The 21,759-nt window shown below is 63.7% G+C and carries 18 protein-coding genes and 1 pseudogene; 6 read left to right on the top strand and 13 right to left on the bottom strand.

Annotated features, from left to right (window positions below; genetic code table 11):
- Positions 1 to 9: 9 nt before the first annotated feature.
- The 10 genes from QRN22_RS01495 to QRN22_RS01450 all read right to left on the bottom strand — a co-directional run bounded on the left by QRN22_RS01495 (position 10) and on the right by QRN22_RS01450 (position 12,457).
- Entirely contained in the window at positions 10 to 1,341 is a 1,332-nt protein-coding gene (locus QRN22_RS01495; protein ID WP_042555239.1) for a CmpA/NrtA family ABC transporter substrate-binding protein, read from the bottom strand.
- A gap of 213 nt (positions 1,342 to 1,554) precedes the next feature.
- On the bottom strand, positions 1,555 to 1,788 hold the full coding sequence (locus QRN22_RS01490; protein ID WP_156152755.1) for a hypothetical protein: 234 nt from the start codon (positions 1,786 to 1,788) through the stop codon (positions 1,555 to 1,557).
- A 228-nt stretch (positions 1,789 to 2,016) separates the two neighbouring features.
- Entirely contained in the window at positions 2,017 to 3,324 is a 1,308-nt protein-coding gene (locus tag QRN22_RS01485) for a nitrate regulatory protein (RefSeq protein WP_042555240.1), read from the bottom strand.
- Positions 3,325 to 3,405: 81 nt separating this feature from the next.
- Positions 3,406 to 4,152: a uroporphyrinogen-III C-methyltransferase gene (gene cobA / locus QRN22_RS01480; protein ID WP_042555241.1), complete on the bottom strand. Its 747-nt coding sequence runs from the start codon at positions 4,150 to 4,152 to the stop codon at positions 3,406 to 3,408.
- A gap of 97 nt (positions 4,153 to 4,249) precedes the next feature.
- On the bottom strand, positions 4,250 to 7,003 hold the full coding sequence (locus tag QRN22_RS01475; protein WP_042555242.1) for a nitrate reductase: 2,754 nt from the start codon (positions 7,001 to 7,003) through the stop codon (positions 4,250 to 4,252).
- The gene (locus tag QRN22_RS01470) at positions 7,003 to 8,268 is read right to left on the bottom strand and encodes an NAD(P)/FAD-dependent oxidoreductase (protein WP_156152756.1); all 1,266 of its coding nucleotides are present in this window, start codon (positions 8,266 to 8,268) and stop codon (positions 7,003 to 7,005) included. Before QRN22_RS01470 ends, QRN22_RS01475 begins: the two co-directional genes overlap by 1 nt.
- Before the next feature lie 375 nt (positions 8,269 to 8,643).
- The gene (locus tag QRN22_RS01465) at positions 8,644 to 11,175 is read right to left on the bottom strand and encodes a penicillin acylase family protein (protein WP_042555243.1); all 2,532 of its coding nucleotides are present in this window, start codon (positions 11,173 to 11,175) and stop codon (positions 8,644 to 8,646) included.
- 129 nt (positions 11,176 to 11,304) lie between these two features.
- Positions 11,305 to 11,757: a DUF2489 domain-containing protein gene (locus tag QRN22_RS01460; protein WP_042555244.1), complete on the bottom strand. Its 453-nt coding sequence runs from the start codon at positions 11,755 to 11,757 to the stop codon at positions 11,305 to 11,307.
- Complete coding sequence (locus tag QRN22_RS01455; protein WP_042555245.1) at positions 11,747 to 11,953, bottom strand: SEC-C metal-binding domain-containing protein; 207 nt, start codon at positions 11,951 to 11,953, stop codon at positions 11,747 to 11,749. Before QRN22_RS01455 ends, QRN22_RS01460 begins: the two co-directional genes overlap by 11 nt.
- Positions 11,954 to 11,959: 6 nt before the next feature.
- Positions 11,960 to 12,457, bottom strand: coding sequence for an LEA/WHy family protein (locus QRN22_RS01450; protein ID WP_042555246.1), 498 nt, complete (start codon positions 12,455 to 12,457; stop codon positions 11,960 to 11,962).
- A gap of 276 nt (positions 12,458 to 12,733) precedes the next feature.
- Here QRN22_RS01450 and QRN22_RS01445 point away from each other — a divergent pair, with 276 nt between their 5' ends.
- The gene (locus tag QRN22_RS01445; RefSeq protein ID WP_042555247.1) at positions 12,734 to 13,279 is read left to right on the top strand and encodes a hypothetical protein; all 546 of its coding nucleotides are present in this window, start codon (positions 12,734 to 12,736) and stop codon (positions 13,277 to 13,279) included.
- Between the two features lie 8 nt (positions 13,280 to 13,287).
- Here QRN22_RS01445 and QRN22_RS01440 read toward each other — a convergent pair whose 3' ends face one another.
- Together QRN22_RS01440 and QRN22_RS01435 are read right to left on the bottom strand one after the other, a co-directional pair.
- Positions 13,288 to 13,770 carry a YchJ family protein gene (locus tag QRN22_RS01440; RefSeq protein WP_042555248.1) on the bottom strand — a complete coding sequence of 161 codons (483 nt, stop codon included), beginning with the start codon at positions 13,768 to 13,770 and terminating at the stop codon, positions 13,288 to 13,290.
- Between the two features lie 2 nt (positions 13,771 to 13,772).
- A complete protein-coding gene (locus tag QRN22_RS01435) occupies positions 13,773 to 14,270 on the bottom strand; it encodes a DUF6231 family protein (protein WP_042555249.1) in 498 nt (165 codons plus the stop codon).
- A 442-nt stretch (positions 14,271 to 14,712) separates the two neighbouring features.
- Here QRN22_RS01435 and QRN22_RS01430 point away from each other — a divergent pair.
- From QRN22_RS01430 to QRN22_RS01420, 3 genes and pseudogenes are all read left to right on the top strand, one after another.
- Positions 14,713 to 15,069: pseudogene (locus QRN22_RS01430) on the top strand (OmpA family protein); the annotation flags it as partial.
- 152 nt (positions 15,070 to 15,221) lie between these two features.
- Positions 15,222 to 15,521 (top strand): DUF1145 domain-containing protein, encoded by a 300-nt coding sequence (locus tag QRN22_RS01425; RefSeq protein ID WP_042555251.1) that lies wholly within the window; start codon positions 15,222 to 15,224, stop codon positions 15,519 to 15,521.
- Positions 15,514 to 16,278 carry a hypothetical protein gene (locus QRN22_RS01420; RefSeq protein WP_042555252.1) on the top strand — a complete coding sequence of 255 codons (765 nt, stop codon included), beginning with the start codon at positions 15,514 to 15,516 and terminating at the stop codon, positions 16,276 to 16,278. Before QRN22_RS01425 ends, QRN22_RS01420 begins: the two co-directional genes overlap by 8 nt.
- Before the next feature lie 7 nt (positions 16,279 to 16,285).
- Here QRN22_RS01420 and QRN22_RS01415 read toward each other — a convergent pair whose 3' ends face one another.
- Positions 16,286 to 16,750 carry a CopD family protein gene (locus QRN22_RS01415; protein ID WP_042555253.1) on the bottom strand — a complete coding sequence of 155 codons (465 nt, stop codon included), beginning with the start codon at positions 16,748 to 16,750 and terminating at the stop codon, positions 16,286 to 16,288.
- Positions 16,751 to 17,024: 274 nt separating this feature from the next.
- On the opposite strand from QRN22_RS01415, the gene dinG reads away from it, so the two are divergent.
- Together dinG and QRN22_RS01405 are read left to right on the top strand one after the other, a co-directional pair.
- A complete protein-coding gene (gene dinG / locus QRN22_RS01410; RefSeq protein ID WP_042555254.1) occupies positions 17,025 to 19,169 on the top strand; it encodes an ATP-dependent DNA helicase DinG in 2,145 nt (714 codons plus the stop codon).
- A 312-nt stretch (positions 19,170 to 19,481) separates the two neighbouring features.
- Positions 19,482 to 21,725, top strand: a complete 2,244-nt coding sequence (locus QRN22_RS01405; RefSeq protein ID WP_042555357.1) for a hypothetical protein — start codon at positions 19,482 to 19,484, stop codon at positions 21,723 to 21,725.
- The last annotated feature ends 34 nt before the right edge of the window (positions 21,726 to 21,759 follow it).

The raw sequence follows: 21,759 nt of genomic DNA, 5'->3' as shown, positions 1-21,759 counted from the left end.
GTTCTCCGGTTAGGCCTTCAGGGACAGGCTGTCGAGATAGGCTTGCGGGTTCTGCGGGTCGAAGGTCTTGCCGTCGAAGAAGGTCTCGACGCCGCGCGATTTGGATGGCGGAATCTGCTCGGCAGGCACCGCGAGCTCGGCGGCAGCCTGGCGCCAGATGTCTTCGCGATTGACGGTGTCGACCAGTGCCTGGCTGTCGAAATCCTTCGGCAGGTAGCCCCAGCGTTTGTTTTCGGTCAGGAACCACAGGTCGTGGCTCTGGAAAGGATAGGAGGCGAACTCGCTCCAGAAGCGCATCACGTGCGGGCTGTTTTCCACCACGCGGCCGTTGCCGTAGTCGATGTTGCCTTGCAGGCGTGCCAGCAGATCCTTGGCAGGAGCGCCGATCCAGCGGCGCTTGGCACAGATCTCGGCGACCTGCTCCTTGTTCTCCGCCGCTTCGCAGAACATCTGCGCTTCCATCACCGCCTTGAGCAGCGCACGGGTAGCGTTGGGGTTGGCGTCGACGTAATCGGCGCGCAGCGACAGGGACTTTTCCGGGTGATTGGCCCACAGTTCGCCAGTGGTGACCGCGCTGTAGCCGATGCCCTGGTTGATCAGCTGCGCGTTCCAAGGCTCACCGACGCAGAAGGCGTCCATGCTGCCGACCTTCATGTTGGCGACCATTTGCGGTGGCGGGATCACCACCGTCGGCAGATCCTTGTTGGGCTCGATGCCGCCAGCGGCCATCCAGTAGCGCAACCACAGGTCGTGGGTGCCGCCGGGAAAGGTCATGGCCGCGGCGATTTTCTGGCCCTTGGCAAGTTTGGCGGCGACGGCCTGCTTGAAGGCGCTGGCGTCGGTGCCGAGTTTGAGCTCCTGGTATTCCTTGCTGATGGAAATGCCCTGACCGTTGAGGTTCAGGCGCGCCAGCACATACATCGGCAATGGGGTGTTGTTGGTGGTGACCTTGCCGGCGGCCATCAGATAGGGCATCGGCGTGAGGATATGGGCACCATCAATGCCACCACTGCCGGCGCCAAGCACCAGATTGTCGCGAGTGGTGCCCCACGACGATTGCTTGAGGACTTCCACGCCGGTCATCCCGTGCTTGGCGAACAGGCCCAGTTCATCGGCCACGAACAGCGGTGCGGCGTCGGTCAGGGCGATGAAGCCGAGCTTGGCCTTGGTGGTCTCCAGACCATCGCTGCCGGCAGCCCATACCGCGCTGCTCAGCCCCGCCGGCAGCAGGCTCATCAGCGCACCGCCACCAAGCAGACCCATGGACTGCTTGAGAAAGGTACGGCGCGGCTGGCTGGTGCTGTCGTCGATGCTCGGCAATGTACGTGGCTTGTCGTCCATATCGTTTTCCCCAAAAGGCACGCATAAAAAAACGGCGTCACTCTCATGGCAGCGCTCGGGCTGCAACGAGGGTGGACGCCGTTGTCCAGAATTCGGATTGTGGAGGGGCAGTGCCTGCCTCACTCATGATGGACTTAGCAGGTTGCATGCCAGACATCCTGTCGCCTGATTCGACGGCGAGGCGATCGCCGCCGTGCAGCATACATCGATGCGTTAACTGCTTGAGAAGGAAGGCTTTTCGAAGCGCGTCCGACACGCGTCGACCATCCGCGAGCCAAGCGGGCGACATTTGCCGCCGCACAGCAGCAGGGCGCGATGTCCCTTCAGTGCGCGCAGCAGGTGCATGGCGAGTTCGTTTTTGGGCATCGGGAGAATGCGGTCGAGCGAGGCGATACTGAGGGTGGAGTTCGAACTGGGTGCTGGCGGTTCAGCGACAACTGCTTTCACGGGCGGGAATCGCTGCGCTATCTCCGTGTATCAAAAAACGCTTGTTTCGATGGGTCGACATCAAAAGCAGACATTGTTGCCTTACCTGTGGGAACGGGCGTCCCCGCCCGCTCCCACAGAGACTGCACCGATGATCGCTGCAGCCATTGCACATGGCTGCAGCGTCGAAAGATCGTGAATAGATTCGAGCAGGGATGGCGAGCGATGCCTGGCAGGCAAGCGCTCCACTCAGCCGCGCTTGCCCTTGTCTGCGCGCGGATTTTCCTGGGCCTTGCGGGCGGCGAAGGCGAGCAGGCTCTGGGCCACGTCGACCAGCCGCATGCTGCGTTCCATGGCGGATTGGCGCAGGCGTGCGTAGGCATCTTCTTCACTGAGCCGGTAATCGTTCATCAGCAGCTTCTTGGCACGCTCGATCAGCTTGCGTTCGTTGAGGGTCTCGCGGGTTTCCTTGAGCTCGTCGCTGACCCGCTGCAGACGCTGGTTCTGCTCGTGCAGCAGGTCGAGCACCGAGCGGGCCAAGTGGTTGCCCACCGAATCCTGAGGCGCACTGTCCAGCGTGCTGCTGTGCACGCTGAACAGCAGCGCTTGATCGCTGCCGACATCCATCTGCGCCAGACGTTTGAGCAGCGTGCGATGGTTGTCCAGGTCTGCATGGGCCTCGGCGATACTGCTACGGCAATGCTCCAGCAGGCGATTGGCGAGGTGGTTTTCCACCTCCTTCATGGCATCGATGCGCCGGGTATTGAGTTCGAACCACAGCTCACAGAGGCTCGGATCCACCGTGGCATTGGCCGACGTACGCTTGGCGATGCCGCGCAGGCTGATCACCTGAGCGACGGTGTCGCCACCGTGAATCTGCTGCCAGAGCGCCACTGCTTCGGTATCGGCGAACTCGCCGAACACATCGAAGCAGCGCTCCTGGCCGTCTTCGAGATGCTGCAGGCGCTCCTGCAACTCGGCATCGAAATGCCCGCGCGAGAAGCCTTCGACGCCGGCGGCGCGCTCCTGGCCGGCCAGCTCCTTGCCCTGCATGAAGTTGAACATGGCTACCAGCAGCCGGGTGATGCCTGGATCGACAGCGGTATCGGCGGCTTCGAAGACCACGGCCAGCAAGCCGCCGATCAGCCGTGTGAAGGCCTGGGTGGCCAGGCGTGGCGTGGGCTCCAGTTCACGGATACGACGCCGCAATCCGGGCAGTTCGTCCAGGCCATGCAATACATAGGCGATGCGGTTGAACAGACGGGCACGGTCCGCGGCATTGGCCTGGGCGGTATCCATGGCCATGAAGCATTCGTGTACCTGGCGCTCTACGGCGGCTGATTCGGCACTGTGTGCATCAAGTTGGTGCAGGTAATGGCTCGACTGGTTGCCGAGATAGATGTTGGAGTAGCCCCGTTCCTTCTGCAGGTGGTGCACCAACTGGCTGATATGGGTCACCAGTTGGCAGGTGAAGGACAGGCTTTCCAGGCCCTGCAGCTCGCAACGGCGGGCGGCGAGCATGAAACGCAGGGCGGCAGGCATGGTGGTGTCAGGCATGAGGGCAGTCTTTCAGGCAGTACGGTTGAACTAAAACAGTGCAAATAGCAGTCCAGTTGCCTTTGCCGGACTGCTTTTGGCTCAGGCGCTGCGCATCTCCAGTTCTCTGGCGGCGTCCATGGCGGCGCCGACCACGTCGCCAATCACCAGAATGGCCGGGCTTTTCAGCCTGAACGCCAAGGCGGCGTCGGCCATCTCCAGCAGGGTGCTGCGGCATTCGCGTTGATCCGGCAGCGAGGCGTTCTCGATCATCGCCACGGCGGTATGCGCCGCCATGCCTGCCTCGAGCAGATGCTGGCGGGTATCGGCCAGGGTGGCGATGCCCATGTACACCACCAGCGTCGTGCCGCTGTCGGCCAGCGCCTGCCAGTTGGGCGAGCTGCCATCCTGAGTGTGTGCGGTCACCAGGGTGACGCCGCGGGCGACACCGCGCAGCGTCAGGGAGATACCGCAGCGGGTCGCCGCGGCCAGGCCGGCGGTGATGCCGTTGACGATCTCGCAGTGCACGCCGCGGGCGGCCAGCCAGTCGGCCTCTTCGCCACCACGACCGAAGATGCACGGGTCACCCCCCTTGAGGCGTGCGACCACCTTGCCCTGGCGGGCATAGCGCAGCATCAGGCGATGGATGAAGGCCTGGGGCGTTGAGCGGCAGCCTCCGCGCTTGCCCACGCGGATCACCCGGGCACCGGGGCAGTGCTCCAGCACCTGCGGGTTGACCAGGTCATCGATCAGCACCACGTCGGCCAGGCCGAGGGCACGCACCGCCTTGAGGGTGAGCAGTTCCGGGTCGCCTGGGCCGGCGCCGATCAGCCAAACGCTTGGGTTCATCACGGTAATCCTTCTCTGTAGGGGCTGTTGACGTTTCCGCACGGCAACGCGGCTCGCGCTGAAACGTCAACAGACCCTAGGTTCAACCCAGTCTTCGCTAGGCTTCGATGGTCTGTAGCGCCAGCAGACGCTTGATTTCAGGTACGCAGGAGCCGCACTGGGTGCCGCAGCCGAGATTCTGTTTGAGCGCGATCAGGTCGCAGCCGCGCTCGATGCCCTCGCGCACTGCCGCCTCGCTGACGTTCATGCAGGTGCACAGGGTCTTGCCGGTCTGCGGGCGAGTCTGGCCGGGCGGGCTCTGCATTGGCGCCAGCAGCCAGCGGCGCAGCCCCAGGCCGCTGTCGTCATCGAGCGAGGTCTGATTTTGCCAGAGGTCGCGCAGCCAGCCACGAGCCAGGGTTTCACCGCTCAGGGAGAAGCCTGTCAGGCGACCGCCGTCGATACGCACGCGCTTGTGAATGGGCTGGCGGCCAGGGTCGCCACGAGGGTCGTCGTAGCGGATCACCGGTCCTTCGGCCAGGCCCAGTTGTTCCTGAAGCAGCTCGAGCAGCCCGGCATCGGGCGCATGATGGTGGGCGACGCGCATCACCAGTGCCGAGGTCTCGCGGCCGGCCAGGCCGAAGCTGGCGTAGGCGAAGGTTTCGCACAGCGGGCGCAGGGCTTGCAGGCGTTGCTGAACATCACCTTCGATCAGCGCGTGGAAGCTCCAGGGCAGGTCGATGGGCTGCACGTCGATGCCGGCGTGTTTCAGCTCCGGCTGCTTCGATAGCGGATCGAACGCCGGCAGGGTCAGGACATTGACGCCCAGGCCCTTGAGAAAGCGATCTCCCCAGTGCATGGGCAGGAACGCCTGGCCCTGTTGCAGACTGGCGTCGGTCTGTACGCGCACCACCAGTGTGCCGCGGCGGCTGCGCACTTCGACCAGTTGGCCGTTCTGCAGGTGCCGTTGCGCCATGTCGTGCGGGTGCAGATCGAGCAACGGTTCCTCGACATGGGCGAATAGCCGTGCCGCGGTGCCGGTACGGCTCATGCCATGCCACTGATCGCGCAGGCGCCCGGTGTTGAGCGTCAGCGGGTAGTGCCTGTCGCGTTGCTCTTTGGCCGGCTGGTAGGCCTCGGCGATGAAACGTGCGCGGCCGTTGGCGCTCGGAAAACGGCCGTCGCCATAGAGGCGCGGCGTGCCGCTCTGCGCACCTTCGGGAAAGGGCCATTGCTGCGGGCCACGTGCTTCCAGCAGCGCGTAGTCGAGGCCGCAGAGATCCAGATCTCGACCGCGTGTCAGGACCTTGTATTCCTCGAACAGCTGCTCGCACTTCTCGAAGGCGAAATGCCCGGACGGCACGCCCGGCAGGCGGGTTTCCAGGCGCCTGGCGAAGTCGCAGGTGATCGACCAGTCGGCCCGCGCCTCACCAGGTGCCGGTACGGCACGGCGCACGCGACTGACGCGGCGCTCGGAGTTGGTCACCGTGCCCTCCTTCTCGCCCCAGCTGGCGGCCGGCAACAGCAGGTCGGCGTAGCGGCAGGTTTCGGTGGTGAAGAAAGCCTCCTGCACGACCACGAAAGGGCAGTCGCTCAGGGCCTTGTGAATGCTGTGCTGGTCCGGCATGGACTGGGCCGGGTTGGTGCAGGCGATCCACAGCGCCTTGATCTTGCCGCTGCCCACTGCCTCGAACAGCTCGATGGCGCTGAGGCCAGGGGTTTCCGGCAGAGCGTCGACGCCCCAGTAAGCGGCCACTTCGGCGCGGTGTTCCGGGTTGGCGGCTTCACGGTGACCGGGCAGCAGATTGGACAGGCTACCGGTTTCCCGACCGCCCATGGCATTGGGCTGGCCGGTAAGGGAAAAGGGCCCGCTGCCGATCTTGCCGATCTGCCCGGTGGCCAGGTGCAGGTTGATGATCGCGGCGTTCTTTGCGGTGCCGGCGGTGGACTGATTGACGCCCATGCACCACAGCGACAGAAAACGCGGCGAGCTGCCGATCCAGTCCGCACAGCGGCGCAAATCCGCTTCGCTGATTGCGCAGAGCTGGGCGACGCGCGCAGGCTCGTAGTCGGCGACCAACGCGTGTAGCGCCTCGAAGCCTTCGGTGTGCGCCTCGATGAAAGCGTGGTCGATACGCCCCTGTTCCAGCAGCAGGTGCAGCACGCCGTGCAGGAGCGCCACATCGCTGCCGGGCGCGATGGCCAGGTGCAGGTCGGCGAGGTCGCAGGTGTCGGTGCGCCGCGGGTCGACGACGATCACCTTCATCTGCGGGTTTGCTGCCTTGGCCGCCTCCAGACGGCGAAACAGGATCGGGTGGGCATAGGCCATGTTGCTGCCGATGATCAGTAGCGTGTCGGCCTGCTCGATGTCTTCGTACGAGCAGGGCGGCGCATCGGCACCCAGGCTGCGCTTGTAGCCGACCACGGCCGACGACATGCACAGGCGTGAATTGCTGTCGATATTGTTGGTGCCGACCAGCGCGCGGGCCAGCTTGTTGAAGGCGTAGTAGTCCTCGGTCAGCAACTGCCCGGAGATATAGAACGCGACGCTGTCCGGGCCGTGCTGGCGAATCGTTTCGGCGAACACATCGGCAGCATGATCGAGGGCGCTGTCCCAGTCGGTACGAACACGACCCAGCCCTTTGCCGAGGCGCAGTTCGGGGTACAGGGCGCGGGCGGCGAGATCGCCGGTCAGGTGCAGCGATGCGCCCTTGCTGCACAGCTTGCCGAAGTTCGCCGGGTGCGCGGGATCGCCGCTGACGCCAAGAATGCGCTCGCCGTCGTGCTCGATCAGCACGCCGCAGCCGACGCCGCAATAACAGCAGGTCGACGCGCTGGTGCGTGTCACGCCGCTGAGTTCCTGAACACCCATCAGGCCGCTCCCTGCAGGAGAATCGGATCGGTGCTGCAGGTGGATGACAGGCTGCTCACCGCATCCTCGCCGAACATCAGCATGTCGCGGATATCCGCCACCTGGCGACCTTCGCGGATCAGTTGCAGATACCAGGCGCCATCGGCGGTATCGCCATACAGGCAGGCGCCGACCAGCACGTCGTTCTTCAGCACCAGTTTGCGATAGCTGCCAGTGATCGGGTCGTCGAGAACGATACTCTGCGTCCCTGGGCCGCCAGCGAAGTCACCTGCGGAGAACAGGTCGATACCGGTGACCTTTAGCTTGGTGGCGGTCAGCGAGCCGAGATAGCGGCGAAAGCCCTGCATGGCCAGGTGGCTGGCACATACTCGCGCCTGTTCGAACAATGGTGCCACCAGGCCGTAGGCGACGCCGCGGTGGCTGACGCACTCGCCGACGGCGTAGACCCGGGGGTCGAAGCTCTGCAGCGTATCGTTGACCAGAATACCGCGCGCGCAGGGCAGGCCTGCGTGCTGGGCCAGTTCGATGTTGGGGCGAATACCGGCGGCCATCACCACCAGGTCGGCGGGCAGTTGTTCACCATCGCTGAAGCGCACGGCGCTGACCCGGCCGCTGTCGGTGCCGATCAGCTCGGCGGTCTGCTTGCCCAGGGCGAAGTGCAGGCCGCGTCGTTCCAAGGCGCTCTGCAGCAGCCTGCCAGCACGCTCGTCGAGCTGGCGTTCCAGCAGGGTAGCGCCGTTGTGTACCACGCTCACATCCATGCCACGCAGCTTGAGGCCATGTGCCGCCTCCAGACCGAGCAGGCCGCCGCCGATGACCACCGCACGACGGTGCAGGTTGGCGCTGTCGAGCATGCAGCGGGTGTCGGCGATATCCCGGTAGCCGATCACGCCTGCCAGACCATTGCCCGGTATCGGCAGGATGAATGGCCGCGAGCCGGTGGCGATCAACAGTCGGTCATAATCGGCACTGCTGCCATCATCGGCGATCACCCGGCGGTGCACCCGGTCGATTTCCACCACCTTGCGGCCCAGCAGCAGATGGATGCCGTGCTCGGTGTACCAGCTCAATTCGTTGAGCACGATGTCATCGAAGGTCTGTTCGCCCGCTAGCACCGGTGAGAGCAGGATGCGGTTGTAGTTGGGGTGCGGCTCGGCGCCGAACACGGTGATGTCGTAGAGGTCGGGAGCGATCTTGAGCAGTTCTTCCAGCGTGCGTACGCCGGCCATGCCATTGCCGATCATCACCAGTTTCAATCGTTTCATCCGCTACCTCCGTGGCCCTGAGTGAATCGCGGCAAACAAAAAAAGGCGTCCTGCACCGTAGTGCAAGGACGCCTTTGTCCGATCCCGATTCGTTTCGGGGAGCCCTGCCGGCTACCGGCGTGCTCTATGTCTGCAGGGACATGAGCAGGGAGTGTGCCAATTGCCCGGGAACGGCGCGGCAGAGTGGTACCGCAAGCAGGAAATGGCTCCGTGAGTCAGCGGCGCGAAGCCGCAACCCCGCGTCGCCCAGTTCCTGGCCGTGATTGGGCGGGGCAGGGCGCAGCCAGCATCCTGTCCCGCTGGCTACGCCTGATCGACCCTATGGTGAGGGCTATCTCTGCGCGTTGTTGGTGCGTTGCGCACCTGGTTTGTGCGTCAAGGCGTCAGCAGCAGGCGTTTGCTGCCGTAGGTCTTCTCCAGATTCTGCTGCTGCACGGGGAAACTCAGGTACTTGGCCCGCCGCCAGGCATCGATGCCGTCGGCATAGTGCGGGCTGGCCGGGTTGCCCGATTGCCCGGAGCTGTTCAGGCCGATCATCGGTTCCTCGCGACCGAAGTCGACGATCATCCGCATGCTCGGGATCAGCCAGGTATCGAAGTCCTGACCCCAGTTGTAGGCCGAGACGTTCAACGTGCTGTGATCACCGCCGGCCGGGTAGGGGCCGCGGTCCAGATAGCCCTTCAGGGAGCCGATGCTGGCGCGCTGACCGGCGCCGAGGTAGGGCGCCATCTGCGTGCTACCGCTCAGCCACTCGTAAGTGTGCAGCTTGCCCCATTGCCAGGCGGTGCGTTCAGCGCCCAGGCGCTGCTCGAGCAGCTCGATGCTGGCCGCCAGGCTGCGGGCGAGAATCGCCGGTTTGTCTTCCTTCTGCGGAGTACGCACGTCGTCCCAGAACGGGCTGTCTTCACGGCCGAGCAGGTGATCGGCCTGGGCCGAATAGGAGAGGTTGGCGGTATCGACCAGCGCCTTCCAGGCCTTCGAGGTTTCCGGGCCGAGTTCGTCGAGGAAGATCTGCCGCGCGCTTTCGTGCAGGAAGGCGCCATACACGGCTGCGTCCGCGGAGGTCGCGGAGAGCTTGCCGTCGAAGGCCATCAAGCGGCTCAGGGCTTCACGGGCCTTGCCACGCTGTGCCTCTGGCAGGCGGTCGATGGCCTGGCGCAGTGGTGCGGCCATGTTCTGCGCTTCGAACATGTTCTGCAGCTTGGCGACGAAAGGCGAGGTCTGATCGTATTGCATGGCAATCATGCTTTGCGTGTCATGGCGACCGCTGCCGGCCAACTGCGCGATGCGCTCGTAGCGCTCCGGGGCGTACCAGGAGTTGGAAAGCTGCATGCCATAACCGCGAGGCACGCTGCGCTGATTGGCGCTACCCAGCCAGCCTTGCTGCGGGTCCTGGTCGTAAGGATGGAGCATCGGGTCGGCGAAGCCATCCCACTCGTAGCGGCTGTCCCAGCCCGGCGATGGCACCAGGCCCTGGCCGCCGCGGCGGTTGGGGAAGCGCCCGGTGACCTGCCAGCCGATATGCTCGGCATCGGCGAACACCAGGTTCAGTGGCATGGCACGGATTTCCCGGGCTGCCTCGAAGGCCTGTTCCACCGACTGCGCGCGCGACAGATCGAAGAAGGCGTCGAGGCTGGCGTCGTCTTCGAACTGGGTGGTCTGCAGCGCCAGGCCGTAACCACTCTGCAACTGCAGGGGTTGCAGCGGATGCTTGCGCTCGCCCAGCACGCTGTTGAGCAGCGCGCCGTGACGGGTTTCGTAGAGTGTTTCGCGAATCGGTTTCTGACCCTTGATGAAGAAGGTTTCCTGGCGCTCCTGAGCTGGCTGCCATTTGCCATCGGCGAGATACAGAAGGCGATTGCCTTCACGCTTGACCTGTTCGAGGAACAGGTCCTGGTTGTCGCCCATCACCATGGTCATGCCCCAGGCGAGCTTGCCGTTGAAACCGGCAACCACGGCGGGTATGCCCGCGACCGTCACGCCCGATGCCTGGAATTTCGGCGCACGAATCTGCACGAAGCTCCATACCGAGGGCAGCTCGATCGGCAGATGGGTGTCGTTGGCCAGCAGGCTCTTGCCGCTGCGACTGCGCGAGGGCGCGATGGCCCAGTTGTTCGAGGCGGCGACGCCGAGCATGTGCCGCTCGGACACCTGAGCGGCAGCGCTCTTCACCGCCTGAAGGCCGGGAATGTTGCCGCCGAGAGCAAGGCCCTTGAGTTTTTCGGCTTCCTCGAACGGTAATGGCTCGTCCGGGTAGGTCGGCAGCAGCCAGGCCAGTTTGTCCGCGCCGACTTTCTGGGTCAGGGTCAGGGCCGCGATCTCTTCCTGCAGGTTCACCGAGAGGCCGAAGTTGAGCAGGCAGAAGATCATCACCGAATCTTCGGGCTTCCAGTAAGGCGGCCGGTAGCCGGCTTCGGCCAGGTCCATCGGCAGCTTGTCACGATAGCGGAACAGGTAGGCGTTGACGCCACGGGCATAGACTTCGAAGAACGCCTTCATCCGCGGCGAGGCATTCTTGTAGAGCACCTCGGCGCTCTTCTTGAGGTTCACCGCGCGCATGAAACGGTCCATTTCCAGCACGCCAGGGCCGGCCATTTCCGCCAGGCGACCCTCGGCCATCAGACGCAGACTGACCATCTGGCTGAGGCGATCGCTGGCGTGTACGTAGCCGAGGGTGAACAGGGCGTCGTGAAAGGTATGGGTCTCGATCAGCGGCATGCCCAGCGGGTTGCGGCGTACCGAGGCGGTTTGCGCCAGCCCCTGGACACGGAAGGAACCCTGATCCGGGTGCACGCTGTTGCGGTAGCGGCTATCGAGCAGAGACTGGCAGCCGCTCAGCGCGACCAGGCCGGTAACGAGGCCGGCGAGGCCAAAGGTGGCGAGAGGACGGAAAGCGCGCGGCAGCATGCGGCGGACTCCTGGCGGAAAATGGCGGTGGTGGGCGGGTGCCCGGATGCGAATGGCGCTAAAGGTAGAGAGCGGCATGGCGCCTGGCAAGTGGCGCCGTGATCGGAGCGACGGTCGTCGCCCCATGGGTTATGGGCGCGCGCTCAGTCCGTCGTCGAGCAGCCAGCGGGCAGCCTCTCGGGCTTGCTGGTCGTGAGCCTGGGCCAGCTCGGCGAAACGGCTCTCGTGCTGGCGCCGTTCGGCCCGACTCAGGGCTTTCCAGTCGGCGTGGGTGGGCACGTGTGCAGTCGCCTGGTAAAGCTGCTGAAAGACTTGGGTCTGGGGCGTCAGGCTCAGTGTGGAGTCGTAATTGTCGAGCAGCACCTTGATGCGAATCGCGCCTTCTATCAGCGGCACCTGCCCGTCGAGCAGACAACTGGCCAGCACCCGTAAATCATCGTGCAGACGCTGGCGCTGGGCGTGGCGAGCATCGCTCTGCAGGCGTTGCCTGGCCCAGACCCGACGCCACAGATGGGCGGCGTACAGCGTCAGGGCGACGACGATCAGCGTCGCGAACAGGATCAGCAGGTGATCAGGCCCCATGGCACTTCTTGAATTTCTTTTCGCTGCCGCACGGGCAGGGATCGTTGCGACCAACGTCCTTCAGGGTGTTGCGTACCGGCTCCTGAGGTGCGTGGTTGCAGTGCGGGCCGTGCACATGGCCGTGATGATCGTGGCCATGATCATGGTCGTGATCGTGGTTGCAGTCAGGGCCGTGGACGTGGGGTTGCTGGGTCATGCGAGGTTACTCCGGAAGATATTCACCGGGAATTATCTCGCCATTGCGTGCCATGTGCACGCGGCGCCCGAAGAATAATCCGGTTTTCACTTCACCCTGCAGGCGATAGCTGATGGGCTGGTCCGGCTGTTCGAGCAACTTGACCACCTGACGCACGTGGCGCCACAGGTTGGTACGTACGGGAACGTCGAATTCGGTATGACCATTGGCGGGCACGGTGAACCAGACTTCCGATTCACCCTCGGCGAGCTTCACGTCGTTGAGGTGCACCACGTAGTTGAGGCCACGCACTGGCAGGCTGACGTCGTTGGGGTTGTCGATCCGGAAGCGCAGGACGAAGCGCTGCTCCAGCAGCTTGGCCCTTACCACGTCGACATTCACGAGACGAACGTCGGGATCTTCGAAATCGTCCGAAAGCCAGGTCGAGCAACCGCTCAAGACCGAGCACAGACCAAGAAACACCAGTAGGCTAAGAATTCTTATCATTTGCGCCTGAGAAAACATTTCATACTCCGTTCGAGGCCTCAGTGTAACAAGAGACGGCTTGGCTGCCCTAGGGGCTGTTAACATTTCCGCGCAACCTGGGTGGCCCCAGGCCGAAGCGCCAAGCAGACGCTCGCCGCCGTCATCGCATTTCGAGCGCTTTGCCAGGAGCGCAGCGAGGAAATGCCGACGGACTCTCGTGTGCTCGCAAAAAGCTGCGTCATACTGGCCTGCATGCATTTAGGTTTTATTGCTGTGGCCAAAGCAGCACACGAAATGACAAAAAGGAGCGTGGTGATGGCGCGATACGAAGTCGCATTTTCCGGTGAGCTGGTGCCCGGTGCCCAGCTGGAAACCGTACAGGCCAACCTGGCCAAGCTGTTCCAGGCCGATGCCCAGCGTATCGCTCAGCTGTTTTCCGGGCGGCGGGTGGTGATCAAGAACAATCTGGACGAAGCCGCTGCCGAGAAGTACCGCAGTACCCTGGAGCGCGCCGGGGCGCGTGTCGAAGTGATCGATACCGAGCCGGAAATCATCGAAGAGATCGAACTGGCGCCGCCACCACCGGCCCAGCCGATCACTGCGCCAGCCAGTCAGCCGCAGCCGGGGCGCCTGCAGGTGGCGCCGCGTGATGAATACATGGCGGCCTTTGCCGATGTCGATGCGCCGGATTTCGGCGTTGCCGCGTTGGGTGCGGATCTACAGGATGCGCCAGTCGAGGTGGCCGAGCCCGTGCTGGACTTGTCACAATTCAGCCTCGCCCCGGTGGGCAGCGACATGGGCCAGGCGAAGGCTCAGCCCGCAGCAGCGGCGCCGGATACCTCGCACCTCAAGCTGGTGTGAAGTCGTAGCTATAGATAGCCCGCGCAGCACTTCTTGAACTTCTGCCCACTGGCGCATGGGCAGGGGTCGTTGCGCCCGGCCTGCAGGCCTACGGTCGGGTCGATGAAGTACCAGCGGCCCTGATTCTGCACGAAAGCGGAGCGTTCACGGTGGCTGTGCTCGCCGGCTGCGTCGTGCCAGCGGGCGATGAAGGTCACCCTGGCATGTTCGGGCTGACCACCCAGCAACTCCGAGTGCTCGACCTCCAGGCCCAGCCAGGTGCTTTGCAGGCTCCAGGCGCGGATGCCTTCGACGTCGAGTTTCGCCTGCTGGGCGGGCAGCGAAGTCGCCACCAGATAATCGATATTGCCAAGCACGTAAGCGCTGTAACGCGAGCGCATTAGGCTCTGCGCGCAGGGAGCAGGCACGCCGTCGTGATAACGGCCGCAGCAATCCAGCAGAGAGTCGCCGCTACCGCAGGGGCAGCCAGTTTGCGGGGCTCCGGTTTCCATACTTACCACCAGTACTTGCCGAAATTTTCCGGATTGGCCCAGAACTTGGCGTTCAGCCAGTCGGGTGCCTGTTTGTACTCGAGCAGGTCATAGGTGAACAGACTGAGAACCTGCTCTTCCCTCGCGAAGCGCTCGCTGACATGCAGGGCGAGGGCGAAGAAGTCGGTGTCTTTCCAGCCGCTGGCCTGCAGGTCGACCAGCACCGCCATGCGGCTGGCATTCAAATTGCGTATGCCACCGAGCAGTTGTAGGCCATCGCGTTTGGGCATGTGCTCAAGGCAATCGACGATGACGGCGAGATCGAAACGCTGTCCGGCCAGCTCCGCTGGCAGGGCGCCGGTGGCGGAATGGGCGATCAGGCTCTGGGGATGCGCTTGTCGAAAGGCATTCACGGCAGGTTGCTCGCTGGCACCGATCAGCAGCAGGCGTTCGGGCGCATAACGTTGAAGTAGAGCTGCCAGCGATTGTTGCGGCGTGCGTGTAGAAATGATGTGGCTCATCGAAAACCTCGAAGGAATCACAAAAGACTACCCCGCGCGGATGCAATCAACTAGAACTGTTCGTTCTGCTCGGCTGTCGTAACGCTGTCTGGCAGATTTTAAAACGGGCGTCTTTAATCCAGAGTGTCGGTTTTTGCACCGATTCCCATTAGGAGACTTGCATATGAGTATTACAAGGAAAGCGGTACCCCTGATCATTGCGTCCACCTTTCTGACGGGGTGCGCTGGCGTTCAGAAATCCGACTGGCCAACCTGTGCTGCGGTAGGCGGCGTCAGTGGCGCAGCGTTGGGCGCCATCGAAAGCTCGGCCTGGGCTGGTGGTGGTGCAGTGATCGGTGCTGGCTTCGCTGCCGCCTATTGCTGGGTGCACGGCGCTGATGGTCAGGAAGAGCTGGTGTTGGTCGAAGAAACCATCGTCGAAGAGCCGGTGGTCGCTGAGCCGGTTGCTGAAGCGGTACGTGTCGAGCTGGACGTGAAGTTCGATTTTGACAAGTCTCAAGTGAAGCAGGAAAGCCTTGGCGATATTCAGAGCCTGGCTGACTTCCTCAAGCAATATCCGCAAACCACCACTGTGGTTGAAGGCCATACCGACTCCGTCGGTACCGACGCCTACAACCAGGCCCTGTCCGAGCGCCGTGCAAATGCCGTGCGTGAAGTACTGGTCAATCAGTACGGTGTGGGTGGTACCCGCGTGAACGCAGTCGGCTATGGTGAAAGCCGTCCGGTTGCCGATAACGCCACCGAAGAAGGCCGTGCGATCAACCGTCGCGTGGAAGCGGAAGTCGAAGCACGGCCATAAGCCAGCCTCGACATTCGCGAGAATCCTGACCGGCTTCATGCCGGTCAGGAGCACGATGCCACGCAACGGGCATCGTTTTCGTTCGACCCTCTGGTTTCCTTACCCGCAAACACAGTAATGTGCCGCAAAATCATAAGCGGTCGGGGCGGGCAATGAAGACTATCGCGGGGCTGGGCAAACTCTTGGCGACACTGTTCTGGTGCGTTGTGCTTGCCAATCTGATCGACCCATACGCTCAACCTTTCGCTCAGTTGCTGACGCTCGCTGGCGCTGCCGTGCTGGCACTGCATGTCATCGAACTGGCGTTGTTCAATGGTCTGCTTCGCGGTCAGCCGCGCGTCGCGGTGGCGCGGGCTCAGGTGCTGGCTTTCGGCATCTTCCATCTGTGGACGCTTCCGGCTGTAGCCAGCACGGCTCTGCAGGTGAGCCCCGAGGAAACCGCCCATGCGTAAGCTGATTCTGCTGGCGGCACTGTGTTGCCCGTTGCTGGCACTGGGCGAGGCCGTCATCGAGGTCGACTCCCACAACTTCATGCGCCTGCCCGCGCAGGGCAGCGTGCTGCAATTGCAGCGCCTGACGATCGCAGACAACGGTACCTTGCTGGTGCCGGTCGGGGTCAGCGAGTTGCGTATCGACGAGCTATATCTGGGTCATAACGCGCAGATCGCCATCGCGCCGTCCAACGAAAGTCTGCATCTGGATATCGGCTCCGGCGAGATCGCCTCGGGCGCGCAGATCAGTGCGCCGGGTGCTCCGGGTACTGCCCAGCGTGCAGCAGTACCGGGGCGTACGCTGGTCATCCGTCTGCAGGCGGTGAATACCGATCAGTGGCTGCTCGATGCCCGTGGTGGTCGTGGCGCCCCCGGTTATGCCGGACTGGACGGCGCCGATGGCAAGGCCGGTGGTTGTGCCTGGGGGCAGGCCAGTGAAGGCCACAATGGCCAGAACGGTACCGATGGGCATCCCGGTGCGCCGGGTGGGCAGGTGCGTCTGGAGGTCCCGGCGGACTTCCCTGTCGAGCGTTTGCAGGCCCGGCTGGAAGGTGGCGCCGGTGGCCCTGCCGGTAGTGCGGGCATTGCCGGTACGGGTGGTGCGAGCAAGGGCTGCTGGATCTACAGCACCAGCGGTGCTCGCGATGGGCGGCCCGGCATGGCCGGCCAACCCGGTGCAGCCGGGCAGGACGGGCGCCTTGACGTGGTGCGTTTCTGATCAGCGCTTAAAGATTGGGGCGGGCTGCCGCGATCGCGACCACGACCAGCCCCAATGACAGGTTGATCGCGACCAGTCGGCGGATACGCCCCAGTACGACGCCACCTGCCAGCCAGTCCTGGGCTTGCACCGCGCGGCGCAATGCCGGCAGTTGCAAGGCCTGGATACGCAGGAACAGCGCCAGCATCGCCAGATAAAGGCCCATCATCACGTTCACGTAGCGGGGGGCGCCATCGAAGCCGCTGAAGCCCATGTGCAGCATGCCGACTCCGCTGATCGGCAACAGCAGCACCGCGATCCACACCCAGACGAAGAAGCGCCGGAACACGTCCAGCCATAGCGTCAGCCGCTCGGCGGGCTGCAGCGTGGCGCCTGTCGCGGGGCGCAGCACCATCCAGGCGAAGAACATGCCGCCGACCCAGACCAGCGCAGCGAGCAGGTGCAGGGTGTAGATCAAGGAATAAGGTTGCATTCATGTACTCCGGTTACAGCCCGGATCAGGCAGCATTGGCCGATGCGATCGCAGCCATGCCTGGCCGACGTTGCCGAAGTCCATTTCCTCGCCGTCGCTCGGGACGGCTCGATTGCCAGCAGCACTGCGCTGATCGGGTTTCAGAAAGTCTTGCCGCGCGCTGCTCTTCATCCGGTTTTGGCAAGCGAGTCAGCGCGCAGGCGATTGGCGCGCTATGATAGCGGCCGTTTGCAAACACTGAAAATATATCCAGCCTTTTTAGCCTAAGTTCTTCATGCTCAGTACCGAACTCAAGTCCCAGATCCAGGGCGCCTATTCCCGTTTTCTCGAGTCCAAGGGGCTCAAGCCGCGCTATGGGCAGCGTCTGATGATCGCTGAAATAGCCAAGGTGCTCGGGACCATCAAGACCGACGACGAGGAGCGTCGCCTGGGCGAGCCTGCCGTGGTCGCGGTGGAGGCTGGCACCGGTACCGGCAAGACCGTGGCCTACAGCATGGCGGCCATCCCTATCGCCAAGGCGGCCGGCAAGCGGCTGGTGATCGCCACGGCCACCGTGGCCCTGCAAGAGCAGATCGTGCACAAGGATCTTCCGGATCTGATGCGCAACAGCGGCCTCAGTTTCAGCTTCGCACTGGCCAAGGGCCGTGGGCGCTATCTGTGCCTGTCGAAACTCGACGTATTGCTGCAGGAAGGCCAGGCGCAGAGCTCCACCGCGCAGTTGTTCGAGGAAGAAGGCTTTCGTATCGACGTGGACGAGGCAGGGCAGAAGCTCTTCACCTCCATGATCGAGAAGCTCGCTGGCAATAAGTGGGATGGTGACCGTGACAGCTGGCCCGAGGAGCTGGAAGACAGCCGTTGGGCGCAACTGACCACCGATCACAGCCAATGCACCAGCCGGCACTGCCCCAACTTCGGACAATGCGCCTTCTACAAGGCCCGCGAAGGCATGGGCAAGGTCGATGTGATCGTCACCAACCATGACATGGTGCTGGCGGATCTCGCCCTCGGCGGCGGGGCGGTGCTGCCCGATCCGCGTGACACTCTGTATGTGTTCGACGAAGGCCATCACCTGCCGGACAAGGCCATCGGCCATTTCGCGCACTTCACCCGGCTGCGCTCCACCGCCGACTGGCTCGAGCAAATCGCCAAGAACCTCGCCAAGCTGCTGGCTCAGCATCCCCTGCCGGGTGACCTCGGTCGGCTGATCGAGCAGGTCCCGGAGCTGGCTCGCGAGCTCAAGACCCATCAGCAGTTCATGTTCAGCGCCTGTGAGCAGCTCGCTGATTTCAAGCCGGGCGAAGACATGGAGGGGCGTGAGCGGCCGCGCCATCGCTTCATCGGCGGCGTGGTGCCCGAACACCTGATCGAGCTGGGCCTGGAACTCAAGAAGGGTTTTTCCAAACTCACCGATCTGTTCACTGGCGTCACCGAAAAACTCAAGGAAGCCATGGATGGTGAGACCGGCAACGGCATCGCCAGCCACCAGGCCGAAGAGTGGTACCCGCTGTTCGGCAGTCTGCTGGCGCGGGCCAAGGGCACCTGGGAGCTGTGGCTGGCGTTCACCAGTGAAGACCCGGAAGACAGCCCACCGATGGCGCGCTGGCTGACCCTGGCCGAAAGTGGTGCGTTGTTCGATATCGAGGTCAATGCCAGCCCGATCCTGGCCGCCGAGACCCTGCGGCGCAACCTGTGGAATGTGGCCTATGGGGCCCTCGTGACCTCGGCGACACTCACCGCACTGGGAACCTTCGACCGCTATCGCATGCGCGCCGGGCTGCCGAAGGTGGCCGTCACGGCGGTGGTGCCGAGTCCGTTCCACCATGCCGATGCAGGCGTGTTGCGGGTCCCGGATCTGAAGGCCGACCCGCGCAATGCCGCCGAGCACACGGCCGCGATCATCCGCGATTTGCCTGGGCTGGTGCAGGGTTCGCGGGGAACCCTGGTGCTGTTTTCCTCGCGTCGACAGATGCAGGACGTGTTCGACGGCCTGGAGCGCGACTGGCGCAAGCGTGTGTTCATCCAGGGCAACCTGTCCAAGCAGGAAACCCTCAACAAGCACAAGGCTCGGGTCGACAGTGGCGAGGAGAGCGTGCTGTTCGGTCTCGCCAGCTTCGCCGAAGGTGTCGACTTGCCTGGCGCCTATTGCGAGCACGTGGTGATCGCCAAGATTCCTTTCGCGGTACCGGATGATCCTGTCGAGGCCGCGCTGGCGGAGTGGATCGAAGCCCGTGGCGGCAACCCGTTCATGGAGATATCCGTGCCCGATGCATCGCTGCGCCTGGTTCAGGCCTGCGGGCGCCTGCTACGTACCGAGGCGGATCGTGGCACCATCACCCTGTTGGATCGACGGGTGGTCACCCAGCGTTACGGCAAGGCGATTCTCAATGCGTTGCCGCCGTTTCGCCGAGAGATCTCCTGACTCCATCCCGGGGACGGCGAAAAAACAGGCACCAAAATCGTCCTTAATCGACATGCGGGCTTTGCGGTCAGGCCCCCATCTGGCGCACTATTGCCGCTTCGCGCGTGAAGCGCGGCATAGGGCTCGTGGCGGGACTGTCGCGGGTCATTTTTATCTGTCGAGTTGCGGGGAGAAGGGGTCTTGAAGGTCAACACCTGGCTACTGTCGGCCGATCGTTCGGTGCAGTGCGACGCGCACGTGCCCACCGAGGGTCTGGTTTCCAAAGTACGGTCACTGTGCATCGCTGCAGCCCGTCCTCGACAACCCCTGACGATGGGACGTCTGGTTCTGGTCGCGCTGCTCGGCCTGCCGACCACGGGCCATGCCGCAGATCAACAGGAGCTGTTCAACTTCGTCCGGCCGATGGACGCGGTACAGATCGGTGGCGAAAACGCCTACCTGCCCAGCGTTACTGCGGAAAGCGCTGCCCAGGGCGAAATCCTGCGCCGCGCTACCTTCAACCCAAGCGAACGCCCGACGCTGCGGCTGACTCCGCAGAGTGGCAACTGGGACTGGTCCGAGTTCAGTGCCATGAGTTTGCGAGTGCAGAACGCCATGGATTGGGCGCTGACTGTCGATGTCACCATCGAAAGTGCCGACGGCAAGCGCCTGACCACCCAGATCGCCCTGCCAGCCGGGCCCGCGCAGACACTGCTGGTGCCGCTGGGGGCTACCTCGCCGCGTGCTCAGGGTATGCGTGCCGGGGCCGTGATGCCGTGGCGTTACGATGGTCGTCTGCTGCTGTTGGCGGAGACCGTCAATGGTGAGATCGACCCGGCGAAGGTCACTGCGGTGACGCTCTCCATCCCCAATCCTCAGGCTGCCCAGCATCTGTTGCTGGGACGTTTCGGTGTGCGCGACAGCGCCGATCTGGAAGACGCCTACCGCGGTATCGTCGATACCTATGGTCAGTTCACTCGCCGCGATTGGCCGGGCAAGATCAAGAACGACGATCAACTGCGCCAGGGTGTCGCTCAGGAAGACAAGCAACTGCAGGCCTGGCAGGCCGATCGCCCCCGGCAGGACAACTACGGTGGCTGGATCGGCGGCCCGTCCTTCGAGGCCACTGGCTTTTTCCGCACCGAGAAGCGGGCAGGGCGCTGGTTCCTGATCACGCCCGAGGGCAACCCCTTCTATTCCCTGGGGGTGAACACGGTCATCGGCAGCGAGAGCCAGACCTATATCGAAGGCCGTGAAAAGATGTTCAGCGCGCTGCCCGCCGAGGGCGAGCCGCTGGCCGCGTTCTACGGCAGCAGCGACAACCAGTCCGATACCGGCGCCAACCGCGGCCGTGCCTTCGACAGTGGTCGTTGGTACGATTTCTACAGCGCCAACCTGCAGCGCACATACGGCGCTCAGGACCCCAAGGTCTGGCGCGAGCGGGCACAGAATCGTCTGCAGGCCTGGGGCTTCAACACCCTGGGTAACTGGAGCGAGAACGATTTCGCCGTCGACAAACGCATGCCCTACAGCATCCCGCTGTCGATCCATGGCGACTACGCGACCATCAGCACCGGTATCGATTGGTGGGGCGGCATGCCTGACCCGTTCGATCCACGATTCGCCATGGCCGCCGAGCGCGCCATCGCCATCGCCACCCGTGACCATCGTGACGACCCCTGGGTGATGGGCTATTACGCCGACAACGAACTGGCCTGGGCCGGTCCGGCGGACGATCCGCTATCGCGCTACGCCCTGGCATACGCGACCCTGCGCCTGACCACCGACGTGCCGGCCAAGCGTGCGTTTCTGAAACAGCTGCGCGACAAGTACCGCAACCAGGAAGGGCTGTCCAAGGCCTGGGGTATCGAGCTGCAGGCCTGGGAACTGATGGAAGACCCTGGCTTCAAGGCGCCGCCGATCAACCCGGCCTACCCGGCCATTGAAAACGACATGAAGCGTTTTCTGCGTCTGTTCGCCGACACCTATTTCAAGACCATCGCCGACTCGCTCGACTGGCACACGCCGAATCATCTACTGCTCGGTGGTCGTTTCTCGGCGAGCATTCCCGAGGCCGTGGAAGCCTGTGCTCAATACTGTGACGTGCTGAGCTTCAATTTCTACACCCGCGAGCCGCAGCACGGTTACGACTTCGAGGCACTGCGCAAGCTGGACAAGCCGATGCTGGTCACCGAGTTCCATTTCGGCTCTCGCGACCGCGGCCCGTTCTGGGGCGGCGTATCCGAGGTCTACAAGGAGGAGGAGCGCGGCCCGGCCTATGCGCATTTCCTCGAGAAGGCCCTCGAAGAACCGCAGATCGTCGGTGTGCACTGGTTCCAGTACCTCGATCAGCCGGTAACCGGGCGCCTGCTCGATGGCGAGAACGGGCACCTGGGGCTGGTGGCGATCACCGACAGGCCGTGGGACGGTTTCGTCCAGGCTGTTCGCAAGGCCAACCTGGCCGTGCCGTCCAAGGTGCTCGAGGAGGCAGCCAAGGAGCCGCCAGCCGCAGCCGCTCCGGCCAAGGACGCGGCGGCCGAGCCTGAAGCCAAGCCGAGCGAAGCGACCACGCCTTAATCACCGGGGCGCCGGGTGAGCCTGGCGCCTCCCT

The organism is Pseudomonas sp. MEJ086 (assembly GCF_030209025.1).
GTDB classification, from domain to species: domain Bacteria; phylum Pseudomonadota; class Gammaproteobacteria; order Pseudomonadales; family Pseudomonadaceae; genus Aquipseudomonas; species Aquipseudomonas fulva_A.
The sequence above is the reverse complement of the archived record's forward strand: the minus strand, read 5'-3'. Positions and strand labels throughout refer to the sequence as shown.

Bases quoted from the DNA above. Each gene is read 5' to 3' on its own strand.
- QRN22_RS01460 (WP_042555244.1), bottom strand. From the start codon at position 11,757: ATGGGGCCTGATCACCTGCTGATCCTGTTCGCGACGCTGATCGTCGTC.
- QRN22_RS01475 (WP_042555242.1), bottom strand. From the start codon at position 7,003: ATGGGTGTTCAGGAACTCAGCGGCGTGACACGCACCAGCGCGTCGACC.
- QRN22_RS01425 (WP_042555251.1), top strand. From the start codon at position 15,222: ATGAAGACTATCGCGGGGCTGGGCAAACTCTTGGCGACACTGTTCTGG.
- QRN22_RS01440 (WP_042555248.1), bottom strand. From the start codon at position 13,770: ATGGAAACCGGAGCCCCGCAAACTGGCTGCCCCTGCGGTAGCGGCGAC.
- QRN22_RS01485 (WP_042555240.1), bottom strand. From the start codon at position 3,324: ATGCCTGACACCACCATGCCTGCCGCCCTGCGTTTCATGCTCGCCGCC.
- QRN22_RS01445 (WP_042555247.1), top strand. From the start codon at position 12,734: ATGGCGCGATACGAAGTCGCATTTTCCGGTGAGCTGGTGCCCGGTGCC.
- QRN22_RS01450 (WP_042555246.1), bottom strand. From the start codon at position 12,457: ATGTTTTCTCAGGCGCAAATGATAAGAATTCTTAGCCTACTGGTGTTT.
- QRN22_RS01405 (WP_042555357.1), top strand. From the start codon at position 19,482: ATGGGACGTCTGGTTCTGGTCGCGCTGCTCGGCCTGCCGACCACGGGC.
- QRN22_RS01465 (WP_042555243.1), bottom strand. From the start codon at position 11,175: ATGCTGCCGCGCGCTTTCCGTCCTCTCGCCACCTTTGGCCTCGCCGGC.
- QRN22_RS01415 (WP_042555253.1), bottom strand. From the start codon at position 16,750: ATGCAACCTTATTCCTTGATCTACACCCTGCACCTGCTCGCTGCGCTG.
- QRN22_RS01495 (WP_042555239.1), bottom strand. From the start codon at position 1,341: ATGGACGACAAGCCACGTACATTGCCGAGCATCGACGACAGCACCAGC.
- cobA (WP_042555241.1), bottom strand. From the start codon at position 4,152: ATGAACCCAAGCGTTTGGCTGATCGGCGCCGGCCCAGGCGACCCGGAA.
- QRN22_RS01435 (WP_042555249.1), bottom strand. From the start codon at position 14,270: ATGAGCCACATCATTTCTACACGCACGCCGCAACAATCGCTGGCAGCT.
- dinG (WP_042555254.1), top strand. From the start codon at position 17,025: ATGCTCAGTACCGAACTCAAGTCCCAGATCCAGGGCGCCTATTCCCGT.
- QRN22_RS01470 (WP_156152756.1), bottom strand. From the start codon at position 8,268: ATGAAACGATTGAAACTGGTGATGATCGGCAATGGCATGGCCGGCGTA.
- QRN22_RS01420 (WP_042555252.1), top strand. From the start codon at position 15,514: ATGCGTAAGCTGATTCTGCTGGCGGCACTGTGTTGCCCGTTGCTGGCA.
- QRN22_RS01455 (WP_042555245.1), bottom strand. From the start codon at position 11,953: ATGACCCAGCAACCCCACGTCCACGGCCCTGACTGCAACCACGATCAC.